Genomic DNA, 20,201 nt, shown 5'->3' on the forward strand with positions numbered 1-20,201 from the left:
TGATGGACTTAGACGGCGAGCTTTCGGGCCGTGGTCTGCGTGCCCGAAAGCGAGTCGAGGATCGCCTCGTAGGGAGCGAGCGTACCCACCGGTCCGACGGCAGTCAGCGTCGGCTTGGTCGAAAACAGCCGCGACGACAGGTCTGTCAGCCGCTCCACCGTCAGCGCCGCCAGCCGTTCCATCAGCTCTTCCTTGGCGATCGGCCGGCCGAACAGAAGCATTTGCCTGGCGATCTGCGAGGCGCGGCTGGCCGGGCTTTCAGCGGACATGATCAGGCCCGCGCGGTACTGGGCGCGTGCCCGGTCGAGTTCCTCCTGCAGTATGCTCTCGCCGGCCTTCTGCAGCTCGTCGATGACCACCGGCACCAATTCGGCGATATCGCTCTGTCCGGTCGCGGCATGGATGCCGAATATACCGGTGTCGGAAAACCCCCAGTGGAAGGCATAGACCGAATAGCAAAGCCCACGCCTTTCGCGGACCTCCTGGAAGAGACGTGACGACATGCCGCCGCCAAGGATCATCGACAGGACCTGCGAGGCGTAGAAGTCGCGTACATGATAGGCGCGGCCCTCGAACCCCAGCACGATCTGCGCGTCCATCAGGTCGCGGTCCTCGCGGAAATCGCCGCCGACATATTGCGCATATTGCGGCATCGTGTTGTCGGACTTGCTGCGGAAACCGCCGAGCTGCTTCTCGACCTCGCGCACGAAATTGTCGTGCTTGATGTCGCCGGCGGCGACGACCACCATGCGCTCGGCGCCATATTGCCGTTCGATGAATTTGTGCAATTGTTTCGAGGTGAAGGATTTGACGGTCTCCGGCGTGCCGAGGATGGAGCGGCCGATCGTCTGGTGGCGGAAGGCAGTCTCGGTGAAGCGGTCGAAGACGACGTCGTCGGGCGTATCGTGAGCGGCGCCGATCTCCTGCAGGATCACATGCTGCTCGCGCTCCAGCTCCTGCGGGTCGAATTCGGATTCCTGCAGGATGTCGGAGAGGATATCGACGGCCAGGGGCACGTCGTCGCTCAGCACCCTGGCATAGTAAGAGGTGGTCTCGACACTGGTGGCGGCATTGATCTCGCCGCCGACATCCTCGATTTCCGAGGCGATCTCGAAGGCGCTGCGCCTTCTGGTTCCCTTGAACGCCATATGTTCAAGCAGGTGGGCCATTCCGTGCTCTTCGTTACGCTCGTTGCGGGCTCCTGATTTGACCCAGGCGCCAAGAGCGACGGATTCGAGGCTTGGAAGGGTTTCGGTGGCGACTGTCAGGCCGTTCGACAGACGGCTTACCTCAACACCCATATAGCAAATACTCCCTAATTTGCCGCCCGCGTGTGGCGGCTAACATAATCTTCCACCATTTTCAGGTCGGATGGAAGTACCGTGTATTTTTCCTCTGATGTCATCAACTCGCCTAGCCATGCGGGCAGGGCTGGCGACACGCCGCTGGCGGCTTCGACGGCTGCCGGGAACTTTGCCGGATGGGCAGTGCCCAGCACCACCATGGGTACGGCTTTGGCGGCCTTCGCAACCGCAACATGCATGGCCGCGGCCGTGTGCGGGTCGAGCAGATAGTCGCTGGCTGCGAGCGTCGAGCGGATCGTGGCGGCCACTTCGTCCATGGTCGAACGGCCGGCATCGAATTCGGAGCGGATCCTGTCGATCTCGTCCGCTTCGATGGTGAAGGCGCCGGACTGCTTGAGGCCGCTCATGTAGCGCCGCACGGTCGAAGCATTGCGGCCGGCCGCCTCGAACAGCAAGCGCTCGAAATTGGAAGAAACCTGGATGTCCATCGATGGCGACGTGGTCGAAAAGACGTCCTTCGTGCGGTACTCGCCGCTCGACAGCGTGCGCGCCAGAATGTCGTTGTCATTGGTCGCGATGATCAGCCGCTCGATTGGCAGGCCCATCTTCTTGGCGGCGTAGCCGGCGAAGATGTCGCCGAAATTGCCGGTCGGCACTGTGAAGGAAACCGGCCGGTCTGGCGCGCCGAGCGACAGCGCCGACGAGAAATAATAGACGATCTGGGCCATGATGCGGGCCCAGTTGATCGAATTGACGCCGGACAGCGACACCCGGTCGCGAAAACCGTGATCGTTGAACATGTCCTTCACCAGGCCCTGGCAATCGTCGAAATTGCCTTCGACCGCCAGTGCATGGACGTTTGCGGCGGTGGATGTCGTCATCTGCCGCTGCTGCACCGGCGAGACCCGGCCGTGCGGGAAAAGAACGAAGATGTCGGTGCGGTCGCGCCCGGCGAAGGCATCGATGGCGGCCCCGCCTGTGTCGCCGGACGTGGCGCCGACGATGGTGGCGCGCTGGTCGCGTTCGGCAAGCACATGGTCCATCAGCCGGGCGAGAAGCTGCATGGCCACGTCCTTGAAGGCAAGCGTCGGACCGTGGAAGAGCTCCAGAACGAAAATGTTCGACCCGGTCTGCACCAACGGGCAGACGGCTTCGTGACGAAAGGTCGCATAGGCTTCGCGCACCAGGCGTTCGAAGACCGGTACCGCGATCTCGCCGCCTAGAAACGGCGACAGTACGCGGATGGCGAGGTCGGGATAGGCAAGGCCGCGCATGGCGCGGATATCGGCCGCGGAAAACTGCGGCCAGCTATCAGGCACATAAAGCCCGCCATCGCGCGCCAGTCCCGCCAGCACCGCGTCGGAAAATCCAAGCACGGGCGCTTCCCCGCGGGTACTCACATATTGCATCGTCACATGTCCATTGCTGCCGGGCGGTTTCGTCTTCGGCAAAGTGGTTAATTTCCGCGCTTGCTCAGTCGCATTTTTGCCGCGCGGTTGATATACGTCACCCGCTTTGCGAGAGGGAAGTGCAGTTCATGGCGTTTCATTCATTCAATGGTCGTTTTATCGCGGGTCTGGCGCTCACCGGCTTTATGCTTGCCGCCGCCGGCTGCCAATCAGGCGGCAATGGCATCCTCGGCTTTGGAAAGAAAGACACGACGCCGCCGCCACCGCGCGATCCCAAGGTTCTCGCCAGCCAATTGCTGGCCTATTGTCCGAAAGTGACGCTGCGCGACGGCACGGCATTCTTCAACACCTACGCCAAGGGCAGCCAGAAGCCCAAGAAAAAAGCTGCGGCTCAGGACGCCGAAGCTGCTGCGCTTGATGCGAGCAGCGACGAGCAGGACGATTCCGCGAAGATCATTTACCAGGCATCGATCACCGATGTGACCCGCGACTGCAACCGTGCCGATGGCTCGCTGACGATGAAGATCGCCGTCGCCGGCAAGGTCGTTCCGGGACCGATGTTCAGCCCGGGCACCATCACCATGCCGATCCGCGTCGCCGTGATGCATGGCACCGAGGTCCTTTACTCGCAGCTTCACCAATATCAGGTCCAGGTTACCAATCCCTCGAGTGCCACCCAGTTCGTCTTCACCGATTCGAACGTTGTCGTTCCCGAACCCACCGCGCAGGACTATCAGGCGTTCGCCGGCTATGACGAAGGCCCGCCGAAGAAGTCGACCGACAGGAAGAAGGTTGCCGCCGCGCAATAAGCGGCAGCATTGGAGGCGCGCGTCGGGTTGGACGCCCCGCCTCACGCATCCGCCGACCATTCCGACAGAGCCGCGATCACGCTTTTCAATTCCGCCCAGCGGCGGATGACCGTTTCGGCGCCGGCCTCGGTCAGCGCGTCGGCATGCCCGGGATAGCTGTGCGCCCCTCCCGTGAAGCCGATCACACGCATGCCGGCTGTCCTGGCACCGGTCACGCCATGCACTGAATCTTCGATGACGAAAGTGTTCGCCGGGTCGGCCTTGAGCTTTTCCGCGGCAAAGAGGAACACGTCGGGCGCCGGCTTCGATTTTCCGCTCGGTGTTTCCAACGCCGAAAAAATATGGCCGGCGAAGAATGGCAGCAGATGCACCTTCTCCAGCATGAACTCGATCCGCTCGGTGCGCGAATTCGAGCAGACGCAGCGCGGTGCCGTCACCGCGGCGACCGCCTCGCGCACCCCATCTACGGCGCGCACGTCGCTGCGCAGCCTGCGGTCGACCAGGTCTTCGGCACGGTCGATCAGCGAGGCCTGGAACGGGATGCGGGACTTCTCCTCGACCCGCATCATGATGTCCTTGAAGGTCAGCCCGGCATAGGTTTCGGAAATCTCCTCGGCCGATATCTCGTAACCGGCCAACGTCAAAAGCTCGGCTTCGATGCGCGCGGCGATGATTTCGGAATCGACGAGCACGCCGTCGCAATCGAAGATGACAAGGTCTGGCTGGGGCATGGCGATCCGGAAAGCGGGAGGGAGGCTGAGATGCTCAGGCGGCGCGGCATACACCAACAGGCCGGCCTTCGCAAATTACCCGGGTCCGAACCCCAGGCCTTCACCGAATATTTACGCTGATCGGTAACCATAACAGGGAGTAAACAGTAACGCGTGCTTTGGGTGTCACAATGTCTGCCGTGCGTCTTCTCGACGAGCTTTCCCATGCTCCCCAGCAATCCGAGTGGCTGGATACGATCCTGAAGGGCGACTGTGTCGCCGCGCTCGACCGGCTGCCCGAAAGATCCGTCGACGTGATCTTCGCCGATCCGCCCTACAATCTGCAGCTCGACGGCGATCTGCACCGGCCCGACCAGTCCAAGGTCGATGCCGTCGACGACGATTGGGACCAGTTCGCGAGCTTTGAGGTCTACGACGCCTTCACCCGCGCCTGGCTGCTGGCGGCGCGCCGCGTGCTGAAACCCAATGGCACCATCTGGGTCATCGGCTCCTACCACAACATTTTCAGGGTCGGCGCCAAGATGCAGGATCTAGGGTTCTGGATCCTCAACGACGTTGTGTGGCGCAAGACCAACCCAATGCCGAATTTCCGCGGCCGCCGCTTCCAGAATGCCCATGAGACGATGATCTGGGCCTCGCGCGACCAGAAAGGCAAGGGCTACACCTTCAACTACGAAGCCATGAAGGCGTCGAACGACGACATCCAGATGCGTTCCGACTGGCTGTTCCCGATCTGCACTGGAGGCGAACGCCTGAAGAACGAAAATGGTGACAAGCTGCATCCGACGCAGAAGCCCGAAGCGCTGCTCGCCCGCATCATGATGGCCTCGACCAAGCCCGGCGATATCGTGCTCGATCCCTTCTTCGGCTCCGGCACCACCGGTGCGGTGGCCAAGCGCCTCGGCCGGCATTTCGTTGGCATCGAGCGTGAGCAGGCCTATATCGACGCCGCCAACGAGCGCATCGATGCAGTGCGGCCGCTGGACGGCGCTGATCTAACCGTGCTTACCGGCAAGCGCGCCGAGCCGCGTGTCGCCTTCGTCAGCCTGATCGACACCGGGCTGATGCGGCCGGGCGCCACGCTCTATGACGCCAGGAAGCGCTGGGCCGCCAAGGTACGCGCCGACGGCACGGTGGCGATCGGCGACAGTGCGGGGTCGATCCACAAGATCGGCGCGCAAGTGCAGGGGCTGGACGCCTGCAACGGCTGGACCTTCTGGCACTATGAGCGCAGCGGCGGCCTGACCCCGATCGACGAGCTTCGCCGCATCGCCCGTCTGGGCATGGAGCGGGCAGGGGCCTGACGAACGGATCTTACCGTATCTGCCGTGTTGAAGCGGATTATCAATCAGCTTGTCGAAGTGACTCAAATCACGCTCTGATCCCCAGGCGATCAAGGTCCGCTCGAAGCGTCTTTGCATCGGTGAACAGCACCGACTGCCAGCCGGCCGCCTTGGCGCCGTCGACATTCTTCTGGCTGTCGTCGATGAACAATGTGGCCGCGGGCTCGAGGCCGAATGCGGCGACGTGATGGTCGTAAATGCCGCGATCCGGCTTGATCATGCCGATCTCGCCCGAAATGGTCACTCCACGCGGACGGTTGAGAAAGTCGAAACGCTGCCGGGCTTCGGCAAGCGTGTCGGTGGCGAAATTGGTCAGCATGGTGACGTCGTGGCCGCTCTCGATCAGACCGATCATGATGGCGACGCTGTCGTTATAGGCGTGAGGCACCATCTCGTGCCAGTGGCGGCGGAAGCTGCGGATGTTCTCCGCGTGATGGGGATGCTCCGCGATTGCCAGCGCCTCGGCCTCTTCCCAGGTCCGGCCTCGATCCTGCTCGATGTTCCACTCATGCGTGCAGACATTGTCGAAGAACCATTTCCGCTCTTCCGCGTCGGGGATCAATCGGCTGAAGGGCAAGTTCGGATCGTAGTGGATCAGCACTCTGCCGATGTCGAAAACGATGTGGCGGATTTCGGTCATTCTTGTCCTCGTTCAATGCAACTCAATGTGGGGCAATTCAATGTGGACGCCGCTTCTTCGTTGCGCCCGGTATCGCCGCTTCGATTACCTTTTTCATGACAGTGGCAGCGCTTCCCCGGAATTTCATGGGCCAGCGACCAGAAATGCCCCACGGGCGCGGCGCCATCGGTCACCGTCTTGAAGACGTCGAGCTCAAGCGCGAAATGGGTGAAGACATGGCCAATCCGCCCGGCAAGCCGCCAGTCGCCGGGGAAGGGTGCCGCCGCGTCGGTGGTGGCGCCGTCGACCCGCGCGGTCCAGCCGGTCGTCGGCACCTCGGTCATGCCGCCGAGCAGGCCTTTGTCCGCGCGCTTGCGTAAAAGGATGGCGCCGTCAGCCCTCAACGCAACGAAGGCAGCCCCGCGCCGCAGCGGTTTCTCGCCCTTCGGCAAGCGGACCGGGAAGTGCTCGGGATCGCCGGAAACGGTTGCGCTGCAATCCTCGCGCAGCGGGCACAGCATGCAGCGCGGCCGGCGCGGCGTGCAGATCGTCGCACCCAGATCCATCATCGCCTGGGCGAAATCGCCCGGTCTGGTCCCTGGAACCATGCGCTCGACATAGGCGCGGATGTCGCCCTTGGCTTCGCTCAGCGGCGTGGCGATCGAAAACAGCCGGGAAACGACCCGTTCGACGTTGCCGTCGACGACCGCGGCGGGCTCGTCGAAGGCGATCGCCGCTATCGCCGCCGCAGTGTAGGCGCCGATGCCGGGCAGTGCTCTCAAACCCGCTTGCGTATCGGGAAACCTGCCGCCTTGCCGTGCGACGAGATCGGCGCAGGCCTTGAGATTGCGCGCGCGGGAATAATAGCCGAGCCCGGCCCAGGCCTTCATGACATCCTCGGCCTGTGCCGCTGCCAGCGCATTGATGTCAGGCCATTTTTGGACAAAGGCCTGGAAATAGGATTTTACCGCTTCGACCGTAGTCTGCTGCAGCATGACTTCCGAAAGCCAGACGCGGTAGGGATCGGGCCGCATGCCGCGTGCCAGCGCTCGCGGCGCAATGCGCCATGGCAAGTCGCGGTGGTGCGCGTCGTACCAGGCAAGCAGGCGGGACGCGATGTCGCCGCGATCTCCAGACGCAGCTTTGCTGCTGTCTCCAGACGCGGCTCTGCCGCTGTCTCCAGACGCGGCTCTGCCGCTGTCTCCGGATCCAGCTTTGCTGGTATCTGCGGATGCGGTCTTGCGGGTCTGGTCGTGCAGTGCCATTGATCGAGGACTGGCCTAGCCGATACTTGGTGAAGGTCGTGAGTGGAGAACGCACATGGCAGGGAAAAGGCCCTTCGGCAATCCCGTTCCGGTGAGCGATCTCGCAACCGAGATCCTCGATCCGGTGTTGCGCAAGCGGGCCGGCATGTCGATCGGGCTCGTCCAGTCATGGGAGGAGATTGCCGGGCCGCGGCTCGCCGGCTGCTCGCGCCCGGAAAAGATCCAGTGGCCGCGCCGCATGCATGAAGACGATCCGTTCGAGCCGGCGGTGCTGGTCATCGCCTGCGAGGGCATGGCCGCGCTCCATCTGCAGCACGAGACCGGTGAGATCATCAACAGGGTCAACGCCTTTCTCGGCTTCAACGCTATCGGCCGGATCAGAATCGTGCAAAAGCCGGTGACAGCGGACAAGGGGCGGCCTAAACCAAGCTTCCGGCCGCTGACCGCGGCCGAGAAGGCGAAACTGTCGGGCACTGTCGGACTGATCGAGGATGACGGGCTGCGCGCTTCGCTGGAGCGGCTAGGCGCCACAATTCTTGGCCAAAAGAAGTGACAAACTCGCGCTTTCGTGATCGCGTCCACAAGATTTGGCGATTGGAATGGGGACGGCGATGCCTTAATTCGCGCCAACTCTCGCCTTTTCTAGCCTTTGCATTGCAAAATCCAACCATTGTCAGGTGATTCGTATGCTCCGTCCCCCGTTTGGCAAAAGCTTGTCCCGCAGAAACCTCCTGTCTTCGCTGGCTGCCATTCCGGCGGTGGTTCTGCTCGCCGCATGCAGCGACTCGGGCGAAAAACCCGTGGCGCAGGACGTCGAGCCTGCGGTTCCCGCCGATCCCGCGAAGCCGGCCATTCCGGCTACTCCGGCCGCCGCCAAGGCGCCAGAAGTTCAGGGCACGGTGGACATGGCGGCATTGCTGAAGCCCGGCGCACTGCCCGACGCGCAACTGGGCAAGGACGACGCGAAGGTCACCATCGTTGAATATGCCTCGATGACCTGTCCGCATTGCGCGCATTTCCACGAAACCACACTCCCGGAGCTGAAGACGAAATATATCGACACCGGCAAGGCTCGCCTTATCCTGCGCGAATTTCCGTTCGACCCCAGCGCCGAGGCCGGTTTCATGCTGGCGCGCTGCTCCAAGGATAATTATTTCCCGATGGTGGACGTTCTGTTCAAGCAGCAGGCGAACTGGGCAGGTGGTGGCAATGTCAAGGACGCCCTGCTGCAAATCTCCAAGATGGCCGGTTTTACACAGGAGTCCTTCGAGGCCTGCTTGACGGACCAGAAACTTCTGGACGATGTGAGATCGGTCCAGAAGCGCGGCGCCGATGAATTCAAGGTCGACTCGACGCCGACCTTCTTTATCAACGGAAAGACCTACAAGGGGGCGCTGTCGATTGCAGAAATGTCGGCCATCATCGACCCTCTGCTTTGACGTTTCGGCAGCGCCGAAGCGGCTGCGCTTCGGCGCACGCGGCTTTTTGTTGTGCCGCGGGTTGTTGTTGCAAAACCGCGGAACACTTTTGCGGAACCCGTTTACGGGGCAGCGCGAATGAAGTTCTCGCGCCTTCGCCTGCTCGGTTTCAAATCCTTCGTCGAACCCGGCGAGTTCGTCATCGAACGCGGCCTGACCGGCATCGTCGGGCCGAACGGCTGCGGCAAGTCGAACCTTGTCGAGGCGCTGCGCTGGGTGATGGGCGAAAGCTCGTACAAGAACATGCGCGCGTCCGGCATGGACGACGTGATCTTTTCCGGTTCGGGAACACGTCCGGCCCGCAACACCGCTGAAGTCACCCTTTTTCTCGATAACAGCGACCGTACCGCGCCCTCCGCCTTCAACGACGCGGACGAGTTGCAGGTTTCTCGCCGCATCGAGCGCGAGGCGGGTTCGCTCTACCGTATCAACGGCAAGGAAGCCCGCGCCAAGGACGTGCAGCTGCTTTTTGCCGACCAGTCGACCGGCGCGCGCTCGCCCTCGATGGTCGGACAAGGCCGCATCGGCGAGCTGATCCAGGCAAAGCCGCAGGCGCGCCGCGCCCTGCTGGAAGAGGCGGCCGGAATTTCGGGCCTGCACACACGCCGCCACGAGGCCGAGCTGCGGCTGAAGGCGGCCGAACAGAATCTGGAACGGCTGGACGATGTCGTCGGCGAACTGGAAAGCCAGATCGAAAGCCTGAAGCGCCAGGCCCGCCAGGCATCGCGGTTCAAGAACCTGTCGGCCGATATCCGCAAGGCCGAAGCGACGCTGCTGCATCTGCGCTGGACGCTGGCCAAGACGCAGGAAGGCGAGGCGCGCTCGGCGCTGGCGATTGCCACGGCACTCGTCGGCGAGCGCGCCGCCGCCCAGATGGCCGCCGCCAAGGAGCAAGGGATCGGCGCCCACCGATTGCCGGACCTGCGCGATGCGGAAGCCGCCGCCGCTGCCGCCTTCCAGCGCCTGTCGATCGCCAAGACGCAGATCGAAGAGGAAGCGGGCCGCATCCGCGCCCGTCAGGATGAACTCGGCCGCCGGCTACAGCAGCTCGACGGCGACATCGCCCGTGAGGAGCGGATGGTCCGCGACAATGCGGATATCCTCGAACGCCTTGTCACCGAAGAAGCCGCGCTTAATACCGAAAACGCCGGTGCCGCCGAGCGCGAGGCCAACACCCGCGCCGCGTTCGAGCAGGCGGCGTCGATGCTTGCCGCGAGCGAAGCCAAACTCGCCGGGCTGACGGCCGAACGGGCGGAGGCAGCCGCCTCCCGCAATCAGATCGAACGAACGCTGCGCGACACCACTGAGCGCCGCGACCGCTTCGCCCGCCAACTCGCCGATGTCGACCGCGAATTGTCCGACATCGCCTCTAGGGTTGCCGGCCTGCCCGATCCCGCCGAGAAGCGGCTTCTGGTCGAACAGGCCCTGGCGCTGCTGGAGGAGACCGAAGCCGCGGCTATTGCCGCCGAACAGGCCGTCGTCGAGGCACGTGCGGCGGAAAGCGATGCCCGCCCGCCGGTTCAGGATGCAAAGGCCGAACTGGCGCGGATCGAAACCGAGGCCCGTACGCTGGCCAAGATCCTGAATGCCGCGAGCGGCGACCTTTTCCCCTCCGTCCTGGAGCAGATCAGCGTCGAGCGCGGCTACGAGACGGCGCTGGGCGCGGCCCTTGGAGAGGATCTCGACGTGCCGCTCGACCGCAGCGCGCCGGTGCATTGGGGCCAGAGCGAGATCCAGCCCGGCGACGCCGCACTGCCCGAAGGCATCAAGAGCCTTGCCAGTGTGGTCCGCGCGCCGGCGCAACTGGCCCGCCGATTGGTGCAGATCGGCATCGTCGAGGCAGGCGACGGCAAGCGGCTGCAGGCGCTGCTTGCTCCCGGGCAGCGGCTGGTCAGCCGTGAAGGGGCGCTCTGGCGTTGGGACGGGTTCACCGCCAGCGCCGACGCGCCGACCGCGGCCGCGCAGCGGCTGGCGCAGAAGAACCGGCTGGCCGAGCTCGACGCCGAGGCGGTCCATGCGACCCGCGTCCTGCGCCATGCCGAAGAGGCTCTCGCCCATGCCGAGCAGGCGCTTGCCCAGGCGAGCGAGGCCGAGCGCAACGCCCGTCAGGCCGGCCGTGATGCCCAGCATGGGCTGGACGCCGCCCGCAACGCATTGGCCGAGGCCGAGAAGGCCGGCGGCGAGCTGTCGAGCCGACGCGCAGCACTTGACGAGGCGCGCGCGCGCATCGTCGATAGCCATGAAGAGACGGCGGCGGCTTTCGTCGAGGCGGAGATGCTCCTGCAAAGCGCTCCCGATCTCGGCGATCTGCAGTTGCAGCTCGAACAATCGGCCGCCAATGTCGCTCGCGACCGCGCCACCCTTGCCGATGCACGCGCCGTCCATGAAGGTTTGAGGCGGGAAGCCGAGGCGCGTATACGCCGCCTCGACGCCATCGGCGCGGAACGCCGCAACTGGCTGGAGCGCGCCGAAAACGCCTCGACGCAGATCGCGGCGCTCGGCGAACGCAAGGCGGAAGCCGAGACCGAGCGCGAAAGACTGGCCGACGCACCCGACGAGATCGACGCCAAGCGGCGCGCCTTGCTGTCGCAGCTTGCCGAGGCCGAAAGCCTGCGCCAGGCAGCCGGCGATCGGCTGCAGGAGGCGGAGAACCGGCAGTCCGAACTGGACAAGGCCGCGACATCAGCGATCCAGTCTCTGGCCGAAGCGCGCGAATCCCGCGTCCGCGCCGAAGAACGGCTGACCGCTGCCGATGAGCGGCGGCTGGAGGTCGAGGCGCGCATCCAGGAGACGTTGAATACGCCGCCGCATCTGGTTATCCGCCATACCGGCCTGGAGGCCGACAGCCCGATGCCAGAGATGGCCGAGATCGAGCGTCAGCTCGACCGGCTGAAGATCGAGCGCGAACGGCTGGGCGCCGTCAATCTGCGCGCAGAGGAAGAACAGAAGGAACTGTCGGACCGGCTGGAGGCCATTGTTTCCGAACGCGAGGACATCATCGAGGCCATCCGCAAGCTGCGGCAGGCGATCCAGAGCCTGAATCGCGAAGGCCGCGAACGGCTGCTGGCTGCCTTCGACGTGGTCAATGGCCATTTCCAGCGGCTGTTTTCGCATCTGTTCGGTGGCGGCACTGCGGAACTGCAACTGATCGAGTCCGACGACCCGCTCGAGGCCGGTCTCGAAATCCTTGCGCGGCCGCCCGGCAAGAAGCCGCAGACCATGACGCTGCTTTCCGGCGGCGAGCAGGCCTTGACGGCGATGTCGCTGATCTTCGCCGTGTTCCTGACCAATCCCGCACCGATCTGTGTGCTCGACGAGGTCGACGCACCGCTCGACGACCACAATGTCGAGCGTTTCTGCAATCTGATGGACGAAATGGCCGCCACCACCGAGACGCGCTTCGTCATCATCACGCACAACCCGATCACCATGGCCCGCATGAACCGGCTGTTCGGGGTGACCATGGCCGAACAGGGTGTCAGCCAACTCGTCTCGGTCGACCTGCAGGCGGCCGAGGCCATGCGCGAGGCGAGCTGACACGTTGACCGCATAGCTTGTCGGTAGCGCCTATTGGGGCTTTCGGCTATAGCACGAACCGATCGGTCGGTTCCCGTCCGATCGGATGACCAATCTGGCTAAATGCATGGAGAACCTTGTTGCCTGTACTCGTTACCGGAGCCGCGGGATTCATTGGCAGCCATGTTTGCCATCACCTCCTGAACAGGGGGGAAGCGGTCGTCGGCGTCGACAACATGAACGACTATTACGACCTGGCGCTAAAAAAGGGGCGGCTCGCCCGCCTTCAGCCCCGCAAGGATTTTTCGTTTCATCAGATTGACATCGCCGAACAGGGCGCTCTCTCTACGGCTCTGGCAGGGCAAGGCATAACCAGGATTGTCCATCTCGCCGCGCAGGCGGGCGTGCGCCATTCGCTCGACAATCCGAGGCTCTATGTCCGTTCCAATGTCGTGGGCCATCTCGAAATGCTTGAATTCTGCCGCGCTGAGCCCGGCTTCGAGCATCTGGTCTATGCCTCGTCGAGCTCGGTCTATGGCGGCAACCGCAAGGTTCCGTTCAGCGAGACCGATCAGGTCGACAGCCCCGTCTCACTCTACGCCGCCACCAAGAAGACCGATGAATTGATGAGCCACACCTACGCCCATCTCTTCGGGGTGCCGCAGACGGGTCTGCGATTTTTCACCGTCTACGGTCCCTGGGGCCGGCCCGACATGGCCTATTGGATATTCACCAAGGCGATGCTCGAGGGCAGGCCCATCCGGGTGTTCAACGATGGCGAGATGTGGCGGGATTTCACTTACGTGGACGATGTGGTGAGGGCGGTCGTTGCTGTGCTCGGCAAGCCGCCCACGGCCGACGTTCCGCCCGCCAGGATTTACAATGTCGGCAACAACCGGCCGGTGCGGCTCGGCGATTTCATCGACACTCTGGAAAAACTCCTCGGTGTAAAGGCGATCCGCCAAAGCGAGCCGATGCAGAGCAGCGACGTCGAGCGGACCTATGCCGACATGACCGCCCTGGAGCGCGATTTCGGTTTCAAGCCGAGCGTTTCGATCGAAGATGGGCTGAAAAAATTTGTCGACTGGTACCGGTCGGAATGGATGGCTGGATCAGCTAAAGGCTGACGACAGGGAAGCGGCTGGTCTTCAGCCGTCGAGCCGATTGGCCCTCGGTGCAATCCGTAACCTATGTGTTCGGGCCGTACACCAGCAAGCTTGGCTGGGGCGCCAGGATTCGAACCTGGGATTGTCGGTACCAAAAACCGATGCCTTACCACTTGGCTACGCCCCAACAGCCTGAACATGCCGGCTGAGCGCGGCCTTATAGGACGAGCCGACGGAAAGCTCAATGCCGAGAATTTCGAGTGCGCGGAACTGATCCACTGGTTCCCGCAGATAGGAACTCGCATGTCATCCCCGCTGTCAGGCGATGGCGTTTATTCGCCCCAGACGGCCATTTCATTACCGGCCGGGTCGACGAAATGAAACCGCCTGCCGCCGGGGAATGAGAAGATCGGCTTGACGACCGTGCCGCCGGCATTTTCGACAGCGTCCAGGGTTCCTTCCAGGTCCTTGGAGTAAAGCACGGGAAGCGGCTTGGCGGGCGCTTCGCCGGCATCGGCCTGGAAGCCTCCGTCAAGACCTTCCGAAAAGGCCGAATAGGTCGGCCCGTAATCGGTGAAGGACCAGGAAAAGGCGGCGCTATAGAAAGCCTTCAGCCTGTCCAGCGTTCCACCAGTCGCCGGCATTTCCAGATAATCGAGTTGTCCGCTCAGTCTCATGGCACTACCCTTTGTTCTTGTTGTGTTCTATTCCGGTGGCCGCCGGGCAGCAAGTCTTTTTGGCATCCCTTTTTCTTAATCGATTGTAGAAGCCGGCTGGCTTTGCCAACACCTTGCCTTTCGCACTGCAGCATCATATCGCTCGGGGTGGACGCGGCGAAACTTCGGCTTCGTCAATCTTTTCAATCTCCTGCAACCGGGGAGCAAGCATGACCAAATGGGTATACACCTTTGGCGACGGCGCTGCGGAAGGCCGTGCCGGCGACCGGAACCTCCTGGGTGGCAAGGGCGCCAATCTGGCCGAAATGTGCAGCCTGGGCCTGCCCGTGCCGCCGGGCTTCACCATCACCACCGAGGTCTGCAATGCCTACTACGCCAATGAGCGCTGCTATCCGGCTTCACTGGAAGCGGATGTGGCGGTCGCCCTCGATCATATCGGCCGTCTGACTGGCCGCCGTTTCGGCGATCCCTCGAAATTGCTTTTGGTGTCGGTGCGTTCCGGTGCCCGTGCCTCCATGCCCGGCATGATGGACACCGTGCTCAATCTTGGCCTGAACGACGAGACGGTCGAGGCGCTGGCCGCCGATTCAGGCGATGCGCGCTTTGCCTATGACAGCTACCGGCGTTTCATCCAGATGTATTCCGATGTCGTCATGGGCCTCGACCATGAGGTGTTCGAGGAAATCCTCGAAGACCAGAAGGGCGGGCTCGGCCGTGAACTCGACACCGAACTGACCGCCATCGAATGGCAGGGCGTGATCGCGCTCTACAAGGCCAAGGTCGAGGAGGAACTCGGCAAGCCATTTCCGCAGGATCCGAACGAGCAGCTCTGGGGCGCGATATCAGCCGTGTTTTCGAGCTGGATGAACAACCGCGCCATCACTTACCGGCGCCTGCACGACATTCCCGAAAGCTGGGGCACGGCGGTCAACGTTCAGGCCATGGTCTTCGGCAATATGGGCGAGACTTCGGCCACTGGCGTTGCTTTCACCCGCAATCCGTCGACCGGCGAAAAGATGCTCTATGGCGAGTTCCTGGTGAATGCGCAGGGCGAGGATGTCGTGGCCGGCATCCGCACGCCGCAAAACATCACCGAGGCGGCGCGCATTGCCGCCGGCTCCGACAAGCCGTCGCTGCAGAAGCTGATGCCGGAAGCCTTCCAGTCTTTCGTCACCATTTCCGACCGTCTGGAAAAGCACTACCGCGACATGCAGGATCTCGAATTCACCATCGAGCGCGGCAAATTGTGGATGCTGCAGACAAGGTCCGGCAAGCGCACCGCCAAGGCGGCGCTCAGGATCGCTGTCGAGATGGCGAGGGACAAGCTCATTTCGAAGGAAGAGGCCGTCGCCCGCATCGATCCGGCCTCGCTCGACCAGTTGCTGCATCCGACCATCGATCCGAAGGCGGCGCGCGATGTGATCGGCATCGGTCTGCCGGCTTCTCCCGGTGCTGCCACTGGCGAGATCGTCTTTTCCTCAAACGACGCCGAGGAGCTCAAGACGCAAGGCCGCAAGGCGATCCTCGTGCGTATCGAGACCAGTCCCGAGGACATCCACGGCATGCATGCGGCGGAAGGTATCCTGACCACGCGTGGCGGCATGACCAGCCACGCCGCGGTGGTGGCGCGCGGCATGGGCAAGCCTTGCGTGTCGGGCGCGGGCTCGCTGCGCGTCGACTACAGAGCCGGCACGCTGATGGCGATGGGGTCGACGTTCCGCAAGGGCGATATCATCACCATCGACGGCGGCAACGGCCAGGTGCTGAAAGGTGCGGTACCGATGCTGCAGCCTGAGCTCTCGGGCGATTTCGCCGCCATTATGGAATGGGCCGATGCCGCGCGCCGCATGAAGGTGCGCACCAATGCAGAGACGCCGCTTGACGCACGCATGGCGCGTTCCTTCGGCGCCGAAGGCATCGGGCTTTGCCGCACCGAACACATGTTCTTCGAGGGCGACCGTATCGTCGCCATGCGCGAGATGATCCTGGCCGACACGGAAAAAGGCCGGCGAACGGCGCTGGCCAAACTCTTGCCCATGCAGCGCTCGGATTTCCTCGAGCTTTTCGAGATCATGGCCGGCCTGCCGGTGACGATCCGCTTGCTCGATCCGCCGCTGCACGAATTCCTGCCCAAGACCGAGGAAGAGGTGGCCGAAGTCGCCGCCGCCATGAACGTGTCGCCCGACAAGCTCAGGCAGCGCACAGAGGCCCTGCACGAGTTCAATCCTATGCTTGGCCATCGCGGCTGCCGGCTTGCGGTTTCCTATCCCGAAATCGCCGAGATGCAGGCGCGCGCCATTTTCGAGGCCGCCGTCGAAGCCGGCAGGAAGGCCGGCGCGCTGGTGGTTCCCGAAATCATGGTGCCGCTGGTCGGTCTGGTGAAGGAGCTCGACTACGTCAAGGCGCGGATCGATGCCGTCGCCAAAAGCGTGATGGAGGAAACCGGCGTCAAGATCGATTATCTTACCGGCACGATGATCGAACTGCCGCGCGCAGCGATCCGCGCCCATGTCATCGCCGAGGCGGCCGAATTCTTCTCTTTCGGCACCAACGATCTGACCCAGACCACCTTCGGCATCTCACGCGACGATGCGGCCTCGTTCCTGGAGGTCTATCGTCAGAAGGGCATTATCGAGCAGGATCCATTCGTATCGCTCGACATTGAGGGCGTCGGCGAGCTGGTGCGGATGGCGGCTGAAAAAGGCAGGGCGACGCGGCCGAAGATCAAGCTCGGCATTTGCGGCGAACATGGCGGCGATCCGGCGTCGATCCATTTCTGCGAGCAGGTCGGCCTCGACTACGTATCGTGCTCGCCCTACCGCGTGCCAATCGCCAGGCTGGCTGCCGCGCAGGCGGCGGTGCAGGTTGCGAAGAATAGCCGCGGGTAAGAGGCACGACGTCGGCAGCAGCAGCACCGATTGATCGACAGGACAGGTCTCGTGCCGTCCCTGCTCAGGCTGGCGCGGTTTCGATCGTTACCTTGTTGGGATAAAATGCGCCGTGATCGCGGATTTCGGCCATTTCGTCGAAAGGCTGCTCGTACGCCCACATCGCATCCTTGCCCGCTTCTGCGGCAGGCAGCACGCTCCAATAACTCGCATCCCCCTTGTAGGGGCAATGGGTCGACAGTTCCGTCTTGCGAAGCTGGTCGAAATCGATGTCTTCGAACGGAATATAGAGGACTGAGGGGTAGGGGGGCTCGGTCAACACCTTGGCCTTGGTGGACGAGGCAATAACGGCGTCTCCGGCGCGTACGGTCACAGTTCCGATGTAAGGCTCGACCGTAATCACTTTACCCGGGTTGCGTTGAAAGCCGGGCGACGGGTTGGCGATCTGGTCCATGGCTGGTTCTCCTTGCATCGACCCAATGCATGTCGCCCAAAAGTGTTCAACGGTTTTGGGATAACGACATGCACAAAAAACAAGAACTTCATGTCGCCCAAAAGTGTTCAACGGTTTTGGGATAACGACACGCACAAAAAACAAGACCTTAACGCGCGTCGCATGAATCCCTTCAGACGCGACGCGCTTTAAGATGTGTCGTCCGCATGCATTGCGCAAGGCCGCCGTCGAATGCGAGGCGCGAAAACCATCGCCTTTGGCGTTGCCGGGTTTCTTGTCAAACCGGCCCTGCCGATGACCGATCAGGCGGCAGCCTGAAACGCGTCCATCAACCCGGCGTAGGCGGCGGCAATACCGGCGACCGGATTGGTGCTTCTCGACGCGGTTTCGACCTTGAGCGCGCCACCGCCGGTCGGCAAGGTAAGAAGCAGAAACTGGCGGTTGCCGCCATCGCCGACGCATGCCGCGGCAACGTGCTGGCCCTCGCCTTCGTTTTGAACGCACATCTTGAACAGCAGCGTGCCGCCGACCGCCTCAAGGGCGCCGCCGACAACTTCGACGAATTCGTCTTCGGTAATGGTTATGGCGTCCGGCACCAAATCGGCCAGACTTTCGGCAAGCGTATTTTCGAGAGCCTTGTCGTCGAGCTGCGCGTCCATGCGAACCTCTTTCATTCGCCAATCGCACCCCTGCCCGTTAATCAACGTTAACGCCGACGATGGCCGGATTGTGGCGGTTTTCCCTGTCTTTTCGATCAATGCACCGCTTCGGCCCTGTCATGGCTGGACAATCCGCTGGTTCGTCCCACAATGGAATGAAAAACCAATGGGAGGAACAAAATGCTCGGACTGATGCAGGAATGGCCGCTGCTTTGCCACAAGCTCATCGACAACGCAGCCAGGCAGCACGGCGAACGCGAGATCGTGTCGCGCTCGATCGAGGGTCCGATTGCCCGAACCACTTACGCCGAAATTCATCGCCGCGCCTCGCAGGTCGCTGAGCGACTTGAGCGCGATGGCTTTGGGCTTGGCGACCGCATCGCCACATTGGCCTGGAATACGGCGCGCCACATCGAAGCCTGGTACGGCATCATGGGGGTCGGTGCGATCTATCACACGCTCAATCCGCGCCTCTTTCCCGAGCAGATCGTGTGGATCATGAACGATGCCGAAGGCAAGGCGATCTTCGTCGATCTGACATTCATGCCACTGCTTGAGAAGATCGCCGGCGCGGTCAAGTCGCTGAGAAAGGTGATCGTGCTGACCGACAAGGCGCACATGCCGCAAACGGCGCTGCCGAACGTCGTTGCCTATGAGGAATGGCTTGACGAAGCCGCCGGCGGCTTCGTCTGGAAGACGTTCGATGAAAACACCGCCGCCGGCATGTGCTACACCTCGGGCACGACAGGCGATCCGAAAGGCGTCCTCTACAGCCACCGTTCAAACGTGCTGCACGCGATGATCGCCGCGATGCCCGACGCGATGGGCCTCTCGTCGCGCGATACCATATTGCCGGTCGTGCCGATGTTCCACGCCAACGCCTGGGGCCTTGGCCAGAGCGCGCCGATGATCGGCGCCAAGCTGGTCATGCCTGGCTGCAAGATGGACGGTGCCTCGATCTACGAGTTGCTCGACACCGAAAAGGTGACGTTCAGCGCCGCCGTGCCGACAGTGTGGTTGATGCTGCTCCAGCATCTGGAGGAGACCGGCAAGAAACTCCCCCATCTGAAGAAAGTCGTCATCGGCGGCTCATCCTGCCCTCGTGCGATCACGAGAAAGTTCCAGGACAATTACGATGTTGAGGTCATCCATGCCTGGGGCATGACTGAAATGTCGCCGCTCGGTACGTTGTGCACCATGAAGCCGGACTATGCCGGGCTCAAGGGCGAAGCCCGGCTTGATGTCCAGGGCAAGCAGGGCTATCCGCCTTTCGGCGTCGAAATGAAGGTGACGGACGACGACAACAACCCGCTGCCTTGGGATGGCAAGACATTCGGGCGCTTGAAGGTCCGCGGACCTTCAGTCGCGCGCGCTTACTACGGCGGCGTCGGATCCGAGCAATTCGATGAAGAAGGCTGGTTCGATACGGGTGATGTCGCCCATATCGACCCGGGCGGCTATATGCAGATCACCGACCGCGCCAAGGACGTCATCAAATCGGGCGGCGAATGGATTTCGACCATCGAGCTCGAGAATCTCGCGATTGGTCATCCGGATGTGGCGGAGGCGGCGGCCATCGGCATCCAACATGCAAAATGGGGCGAACGGCCCTTGCTTGTTGTCGTCCGCAAGCCGGGTCGGGAGCCGACCAGAACGGATATCCTCGCTTTCATGAGCGGCAAGGTGGCGAAGTGGTGGATGCCCGACGACGTCGTCTTCGTCGCCGAAATCCCCCACACCGCAACCGGCAAAATCCAGAAGATCACCTTGCGCCAGCAGTTCAGGGACTATCGCCTTCCGACGGATTGACGGAGATGGTGCCTTTCGCCTTCAAGCCACCGCCAAAGGGCTCGGCCGTATCGGCCCGAAAATCGGAGTCGATTTTTGCTGCGCTGACCCTCGGTTCGGAAAGCACGATGCGTAGGTACAAAGAGCTAGAGCGT

At 62.6% G+C, this 20,201-nt stretch carries 15 protein-coding genes, 1 tRNA gene and 1 pseudogene; 8 read left to right on the forward strand and 9 right to left on the reverse strand.

Translation table 11 applies throughout. The annotated features are described in order from the left end of the window. Positions 1 to 8: 8 nt before the first annotated feature. Entirely contained in the window at positions 9 to 1,301 is a 1,293-nt protein-coding gene (locus EJ066_RS16605; protein WP_126039750.1) for a pitrilysin family protein, read from the reverse strand. Positions 1,302 to 1,315: 14 nt separating this feature from the next. Next, positions 1,316 to 2,713, reverse strand: a complete 1,398-nt coding sequence (thrC, locus tag EJ066_RS16610) for a threonine synthase (protein ID WP_126039752.1) — start codon at positions 2,711 to 2,713, stop codon at positions 1,316 to 1,318. Between the two features lie 128 nt (positions 2,714 to 2,841). On the opposite strand from thrC, the gene EJ066_RS16615 reads away from it, so the two are divergent. After that, positions 2,842 to 3,522, forward strand: a complete 681-nt coding sequence (locus EJ066_RS16615) for a hypothetical protein (RefSeq protein ID WP_126039754.1) — start codon at positions 2,842 to 2,844, stop codon at positions 3,520 to 3,522. 41 nt (positions 3,523 to 3,563) lie between these two features. Here EJ066_RS16615 and EJ066_RS16620 read toward each other — a convergent pair whose 3' ends face one another. Next, positions 3,564 to 4,253 (reverse strand): HAD family phosphatase, encoded by a 690-nt coding sequence (locus EJ066_RS16620; protein ID WP_126039756.1) that lies wholly within the window; start codon positions 4,251 to 4,253, stop codon positions 3,564 to 3,566. A gap of 170 nt (positions 4,254 to 4,423) precedes the next feature. On the opposite strand from EJ066_RS16620, the gene EJ066_RS16625 reads away from it, so the two are divergent. Then, on the forward strand, positions 4,424 to 5,557 hold the full coding sequence (locus tag EJ066_RS16625; protein WP_126039758.1) for a site-specific DNA-methyltransferase: 1,134 nt from the start codon (positions 4,424 to 4,426) through the stop codon (positions 5,555 to 5,557). Positions 5,558 to 5,624: 67 nt separating this feature from the next. On the opposite strand, the gene EJ066_RS16630 is transcribed toward EJ066_RS16625, so the two are convergent. Both EJ066_RS16630 and mutY read right to left on the reverse strand, forming a co-directional pair. After that, a complete protein-coding gene (locus EJ066_RS16630) occupies positions 5,625 to 6,236 on the reverse strand; it encodes an HAD family phosphatase (RefSeq protein ID WP_126039760.1) in 612 nt (203 codons plus the stop codon). Positions 6,237 to 6,273: 37 nt separating this feature from the next. Then, a pseudogene (gene mutY, locus EJ066_RS16635) lies at positions 6,274 to 7,480 on the reverse strand (A/G-specific adenine glycosylase). Positions 7,481 to 7,535: 55 nt separating this feature from the next. Here mutY and EJ066_RS16640 point away from each other — a divergent pair. The 4 genes from EJ066_RS16640 to EJ066_RS16655 all read left to right on the forward strand — a co-directional run bounded on the left by EJ066_RS16640 (position 7,536) and on the right by EJ066_RS16655 (position 13,601). After that, a complete protein-coding gene (locus tag EJ066_RS16640; protein WP_126039762.1) occupies positions 7,536 to 8,033 on the forward strand; it encodes a DUF721 domain-containing protein in 498 nt (165 codons plus the stop codon). 133 nt (positions 8,034 to 8,166) lie between these two features. Beyond that, positions 8,167 to 8,919: a DsbA family protein gene (locus EJ066_RS16645; protein WP_126039764.1), complete on the forward strand. Its 753-nt coding sequence runs from the start codon at positions 8,167 to 8,169 to the stop codon at positions 8,917 to 8,919. 117 nt (positions 8,920 to 9,036) lie between these two features. Next, positions 9,037 to 12,495 carry a chromosome segregation protein SMC gene (smc, locus tag EJ066_RS16650; RefSeq protein WP_126039766.1) on the forward strand — a complete coding sequence of 1,153 codons (3,459 nt, stop codon included), beginning with the start codon at positions 9,037 to 9,039 and terminating at the stop codon, positions 12,493 to 12,495. A gap of 119 nt (positions 12,496 to 12,614) precedes the next feature. Then, the gene (locus EJ066_RS16655) at positions 12,615 to 13,601 is read left to right on the forward strand and encodes an NAD-dependent epimerase/dehydratase family protein (protein ID WP_189644286.1); all 987 of its coding nucleotides are present in this window, start codon (positions 12,615 to 12,617) and stop codon (positions 13,599 to 13,601) included. Between the two features lie 91 nt (positions 13,602 to 13,692). Here the strand turns inward: EJ066_RS16655 and EJ066_RS16660 are convergent. Both EJ066_RS16660 and EJ066_RS16665 read right to left on the reverse strand, forming a co-directional pair. Further along, positions 13,693 to 13,767: transfer RNA gene (locus EJ066_RS16660), tRNA-Gln, on the reverse strand. A gap of 145 nt (positions 13,768 to 13,912) precedes the next feature. Next, entirely contained in the window at positions 13,913 to 14,257 is a 345-nt protein-coding gene (locus EJ066_RS16665; RefSeq protein ID WP_126039774.1) for a VOC family protein, read from the reverse strand. Between the two features lie 209 nt (positions 14,258 to 14,466). On the opposite strand from EJ066_RS16665, the gene ppdK reads away from it, so the two are divergent. Beyond that, entirely contained in the window at positions 14,467 to 17,145 is a 2,679-nt protein-coding gene (gene ppdK / locus EJ066_RS16670; RefSeq protein WP_126039776.1) for a pyruvate, phosphate dikinase, read from the forward strand. A gap of 64 nt (positions 17,146 to 17,209) precedes the next feature. Here the strand turns inward: ppdK and EJ066_RS16675 are convergent, their stop codons facing one another. Beyond that, on the reverse strand, positions 17,210 to 17,599 hold the full coding sequence (locus EJ066_RS16675) for a DUF427 domain-containing protein (RefSeq protein ID WP_126039778.1): 390 nt from the start codon (positions 17,597 to 17,599) through the stop codon (positions 17,210 to 17,212). Between the two features lie 302 nt (positions 17,600 to 17,901). Beyond that, on the reverse strand, positions 17,902 to 18,258 hold the full coding sequence (locus tag EJ066_RS16680) for a hypothetical protein (protein ID WP_126039780.1): 357 nt from the start codon (positions 18,256 to 18,258) through the stop codon (positions 17,902 to 17,904). A gap of 180 nt (positions 18,259 to 18,438) precedes the next feature. On the opposite strand from EJ066_RS16680, the gene EJ066_RS16685 reads away from it, so the two are divergent. Beyond that, the gene (locus EJ066_RS16685) at positions 18,439 to 20,067 is read left to right on the forward strand and encodes a fatty-acid--CoA ligase (protein WP_126039782.1); all 1,629 of its coding nucleotides are present in this window, start codon (positions 18,439 to 18,441) and stop codon (positions 20,065 to 20,067) included. Positions 20,068 to 20,201: the final 134 nt, after the last annotated feature.

Source organism: Mesorhizobium sp. M9A.F.Ca.ET.002.03.1.2, from assembly GCF_003952365.1.
In the GTDB taxonomy this organism is placed as follows: domain Bacteria; phylum Pseudomonadota; class Alphaproteobacteria; order Rhizobiales; family Rhizobiaceae; genus Mesorhizobium.

What these genes read in the sequence shown, in the direction of transcription:
- EJ066_RS16605 (WP_126039750.1), bottom strand. Translation starts at nt 1,301, where the DNA reads ATGGGTGTTGAGGTAAGCCGTCTGTCGAACGGCCTGACAGTCGCCACC.
- thrC (WP_126039752.1), bottom strand. Translation starts at nt 2,713, where the DNA reads ATGCAATATGTGAGTACCCGCGGGGAAGCGCCCGTGCTTGGATTTTCC.
- EJ066_RS16615 (WP_126039754.1), top strand. Translation starts at nt 2,842, where the DNA reads ATGGCGTTTCATTCATTCAATGGTCGTTTTATCGCGGGTCTGGCGCTC.
- EJ066_RS16620 (WP_126039756.1), bottom strand. Translation starts at nt 4,253, where the DNA reads ATGCCCCAGCCAGACCTTGTCATCTTCGATTGCGACGGCGTGCTCGTC.
- EJ066_RS16625 (WP_126039758.1), top strand. Translation starts at nt 4,424, where the DNA reads ATGTCTGCCGTGCGTCTTCTCGACGAGCTTTCCCATGCTCCCCAGCAA.
- EJ066_RS16630 (WP_126039760.1), bottom strand. Translation starts at nt 6,236, where the DNA reads ATGACCGAAATCCGCCACATCGTTTTCGACATCGGCAGAGTGCTGATC.
- EJ066_RS16640 (WP_126039762.1), top strand. Translation starts at nt 7,536, where the DNA reads ATGGCAGGGAAAAGGCCCTTCGGCAATCCCGTTCCGGTGAGCGATCTC.
- EJ066_RS16645 (WP_126039764.1), top strand. Translation starts at nt 8,167, where the DNA reads ATGCTCCGTCCCCCGTTTGGCAAAAGCTTGTCCCGCAGAAACCTCCTG.
- smc (WP_126039766.1), top strand. Translation starts at nt 9,037, where the DNA reads ATGAAGTTCTCGCGCCTTCGCCTGCTCGGTTTCAAATCCTTCGTCGAA.
- EJ066_RS16665 (WP_126039774.1), bottom strand. Translation starts at nt 14,257, where the DNA reads ATGAGACTGAGCGGACAACTCGATTATCTGGAAATGCCGGCGACTGGT.
- ppdK (WP_126039776.1), top strand. Translation starts at nt 14,467, where the DNA reads ATGACCAAATGGGTATACACCTTTGGCGACGGCGCTGCGGAAGGCCGT.
- EJ066_RS16675 (WP_126039778.1), bottom strand. Translation starts at nt 17,599, where the DNA reads ATGGACCAGATCGCCAACCCGTCGCCCGGCTTTCAACGCAACCCGGGT.
- EJ066_RS16680 (WP_126039780.1), bottom strand. Translation starts at nt 18,258, where the DNA reads ATGGACGCGCAGCTCGACGACAAGGCTCTCGAAAATACGCTTGCCGAA.
- EJ066_RS16685 (WP_126039782.1), top strand. Translation starts at nt 18,439, where the DNA reads ATGCTCGGACTGATGCAGGAATGGCCGCTGCTTTGCCACAAGCTCATC.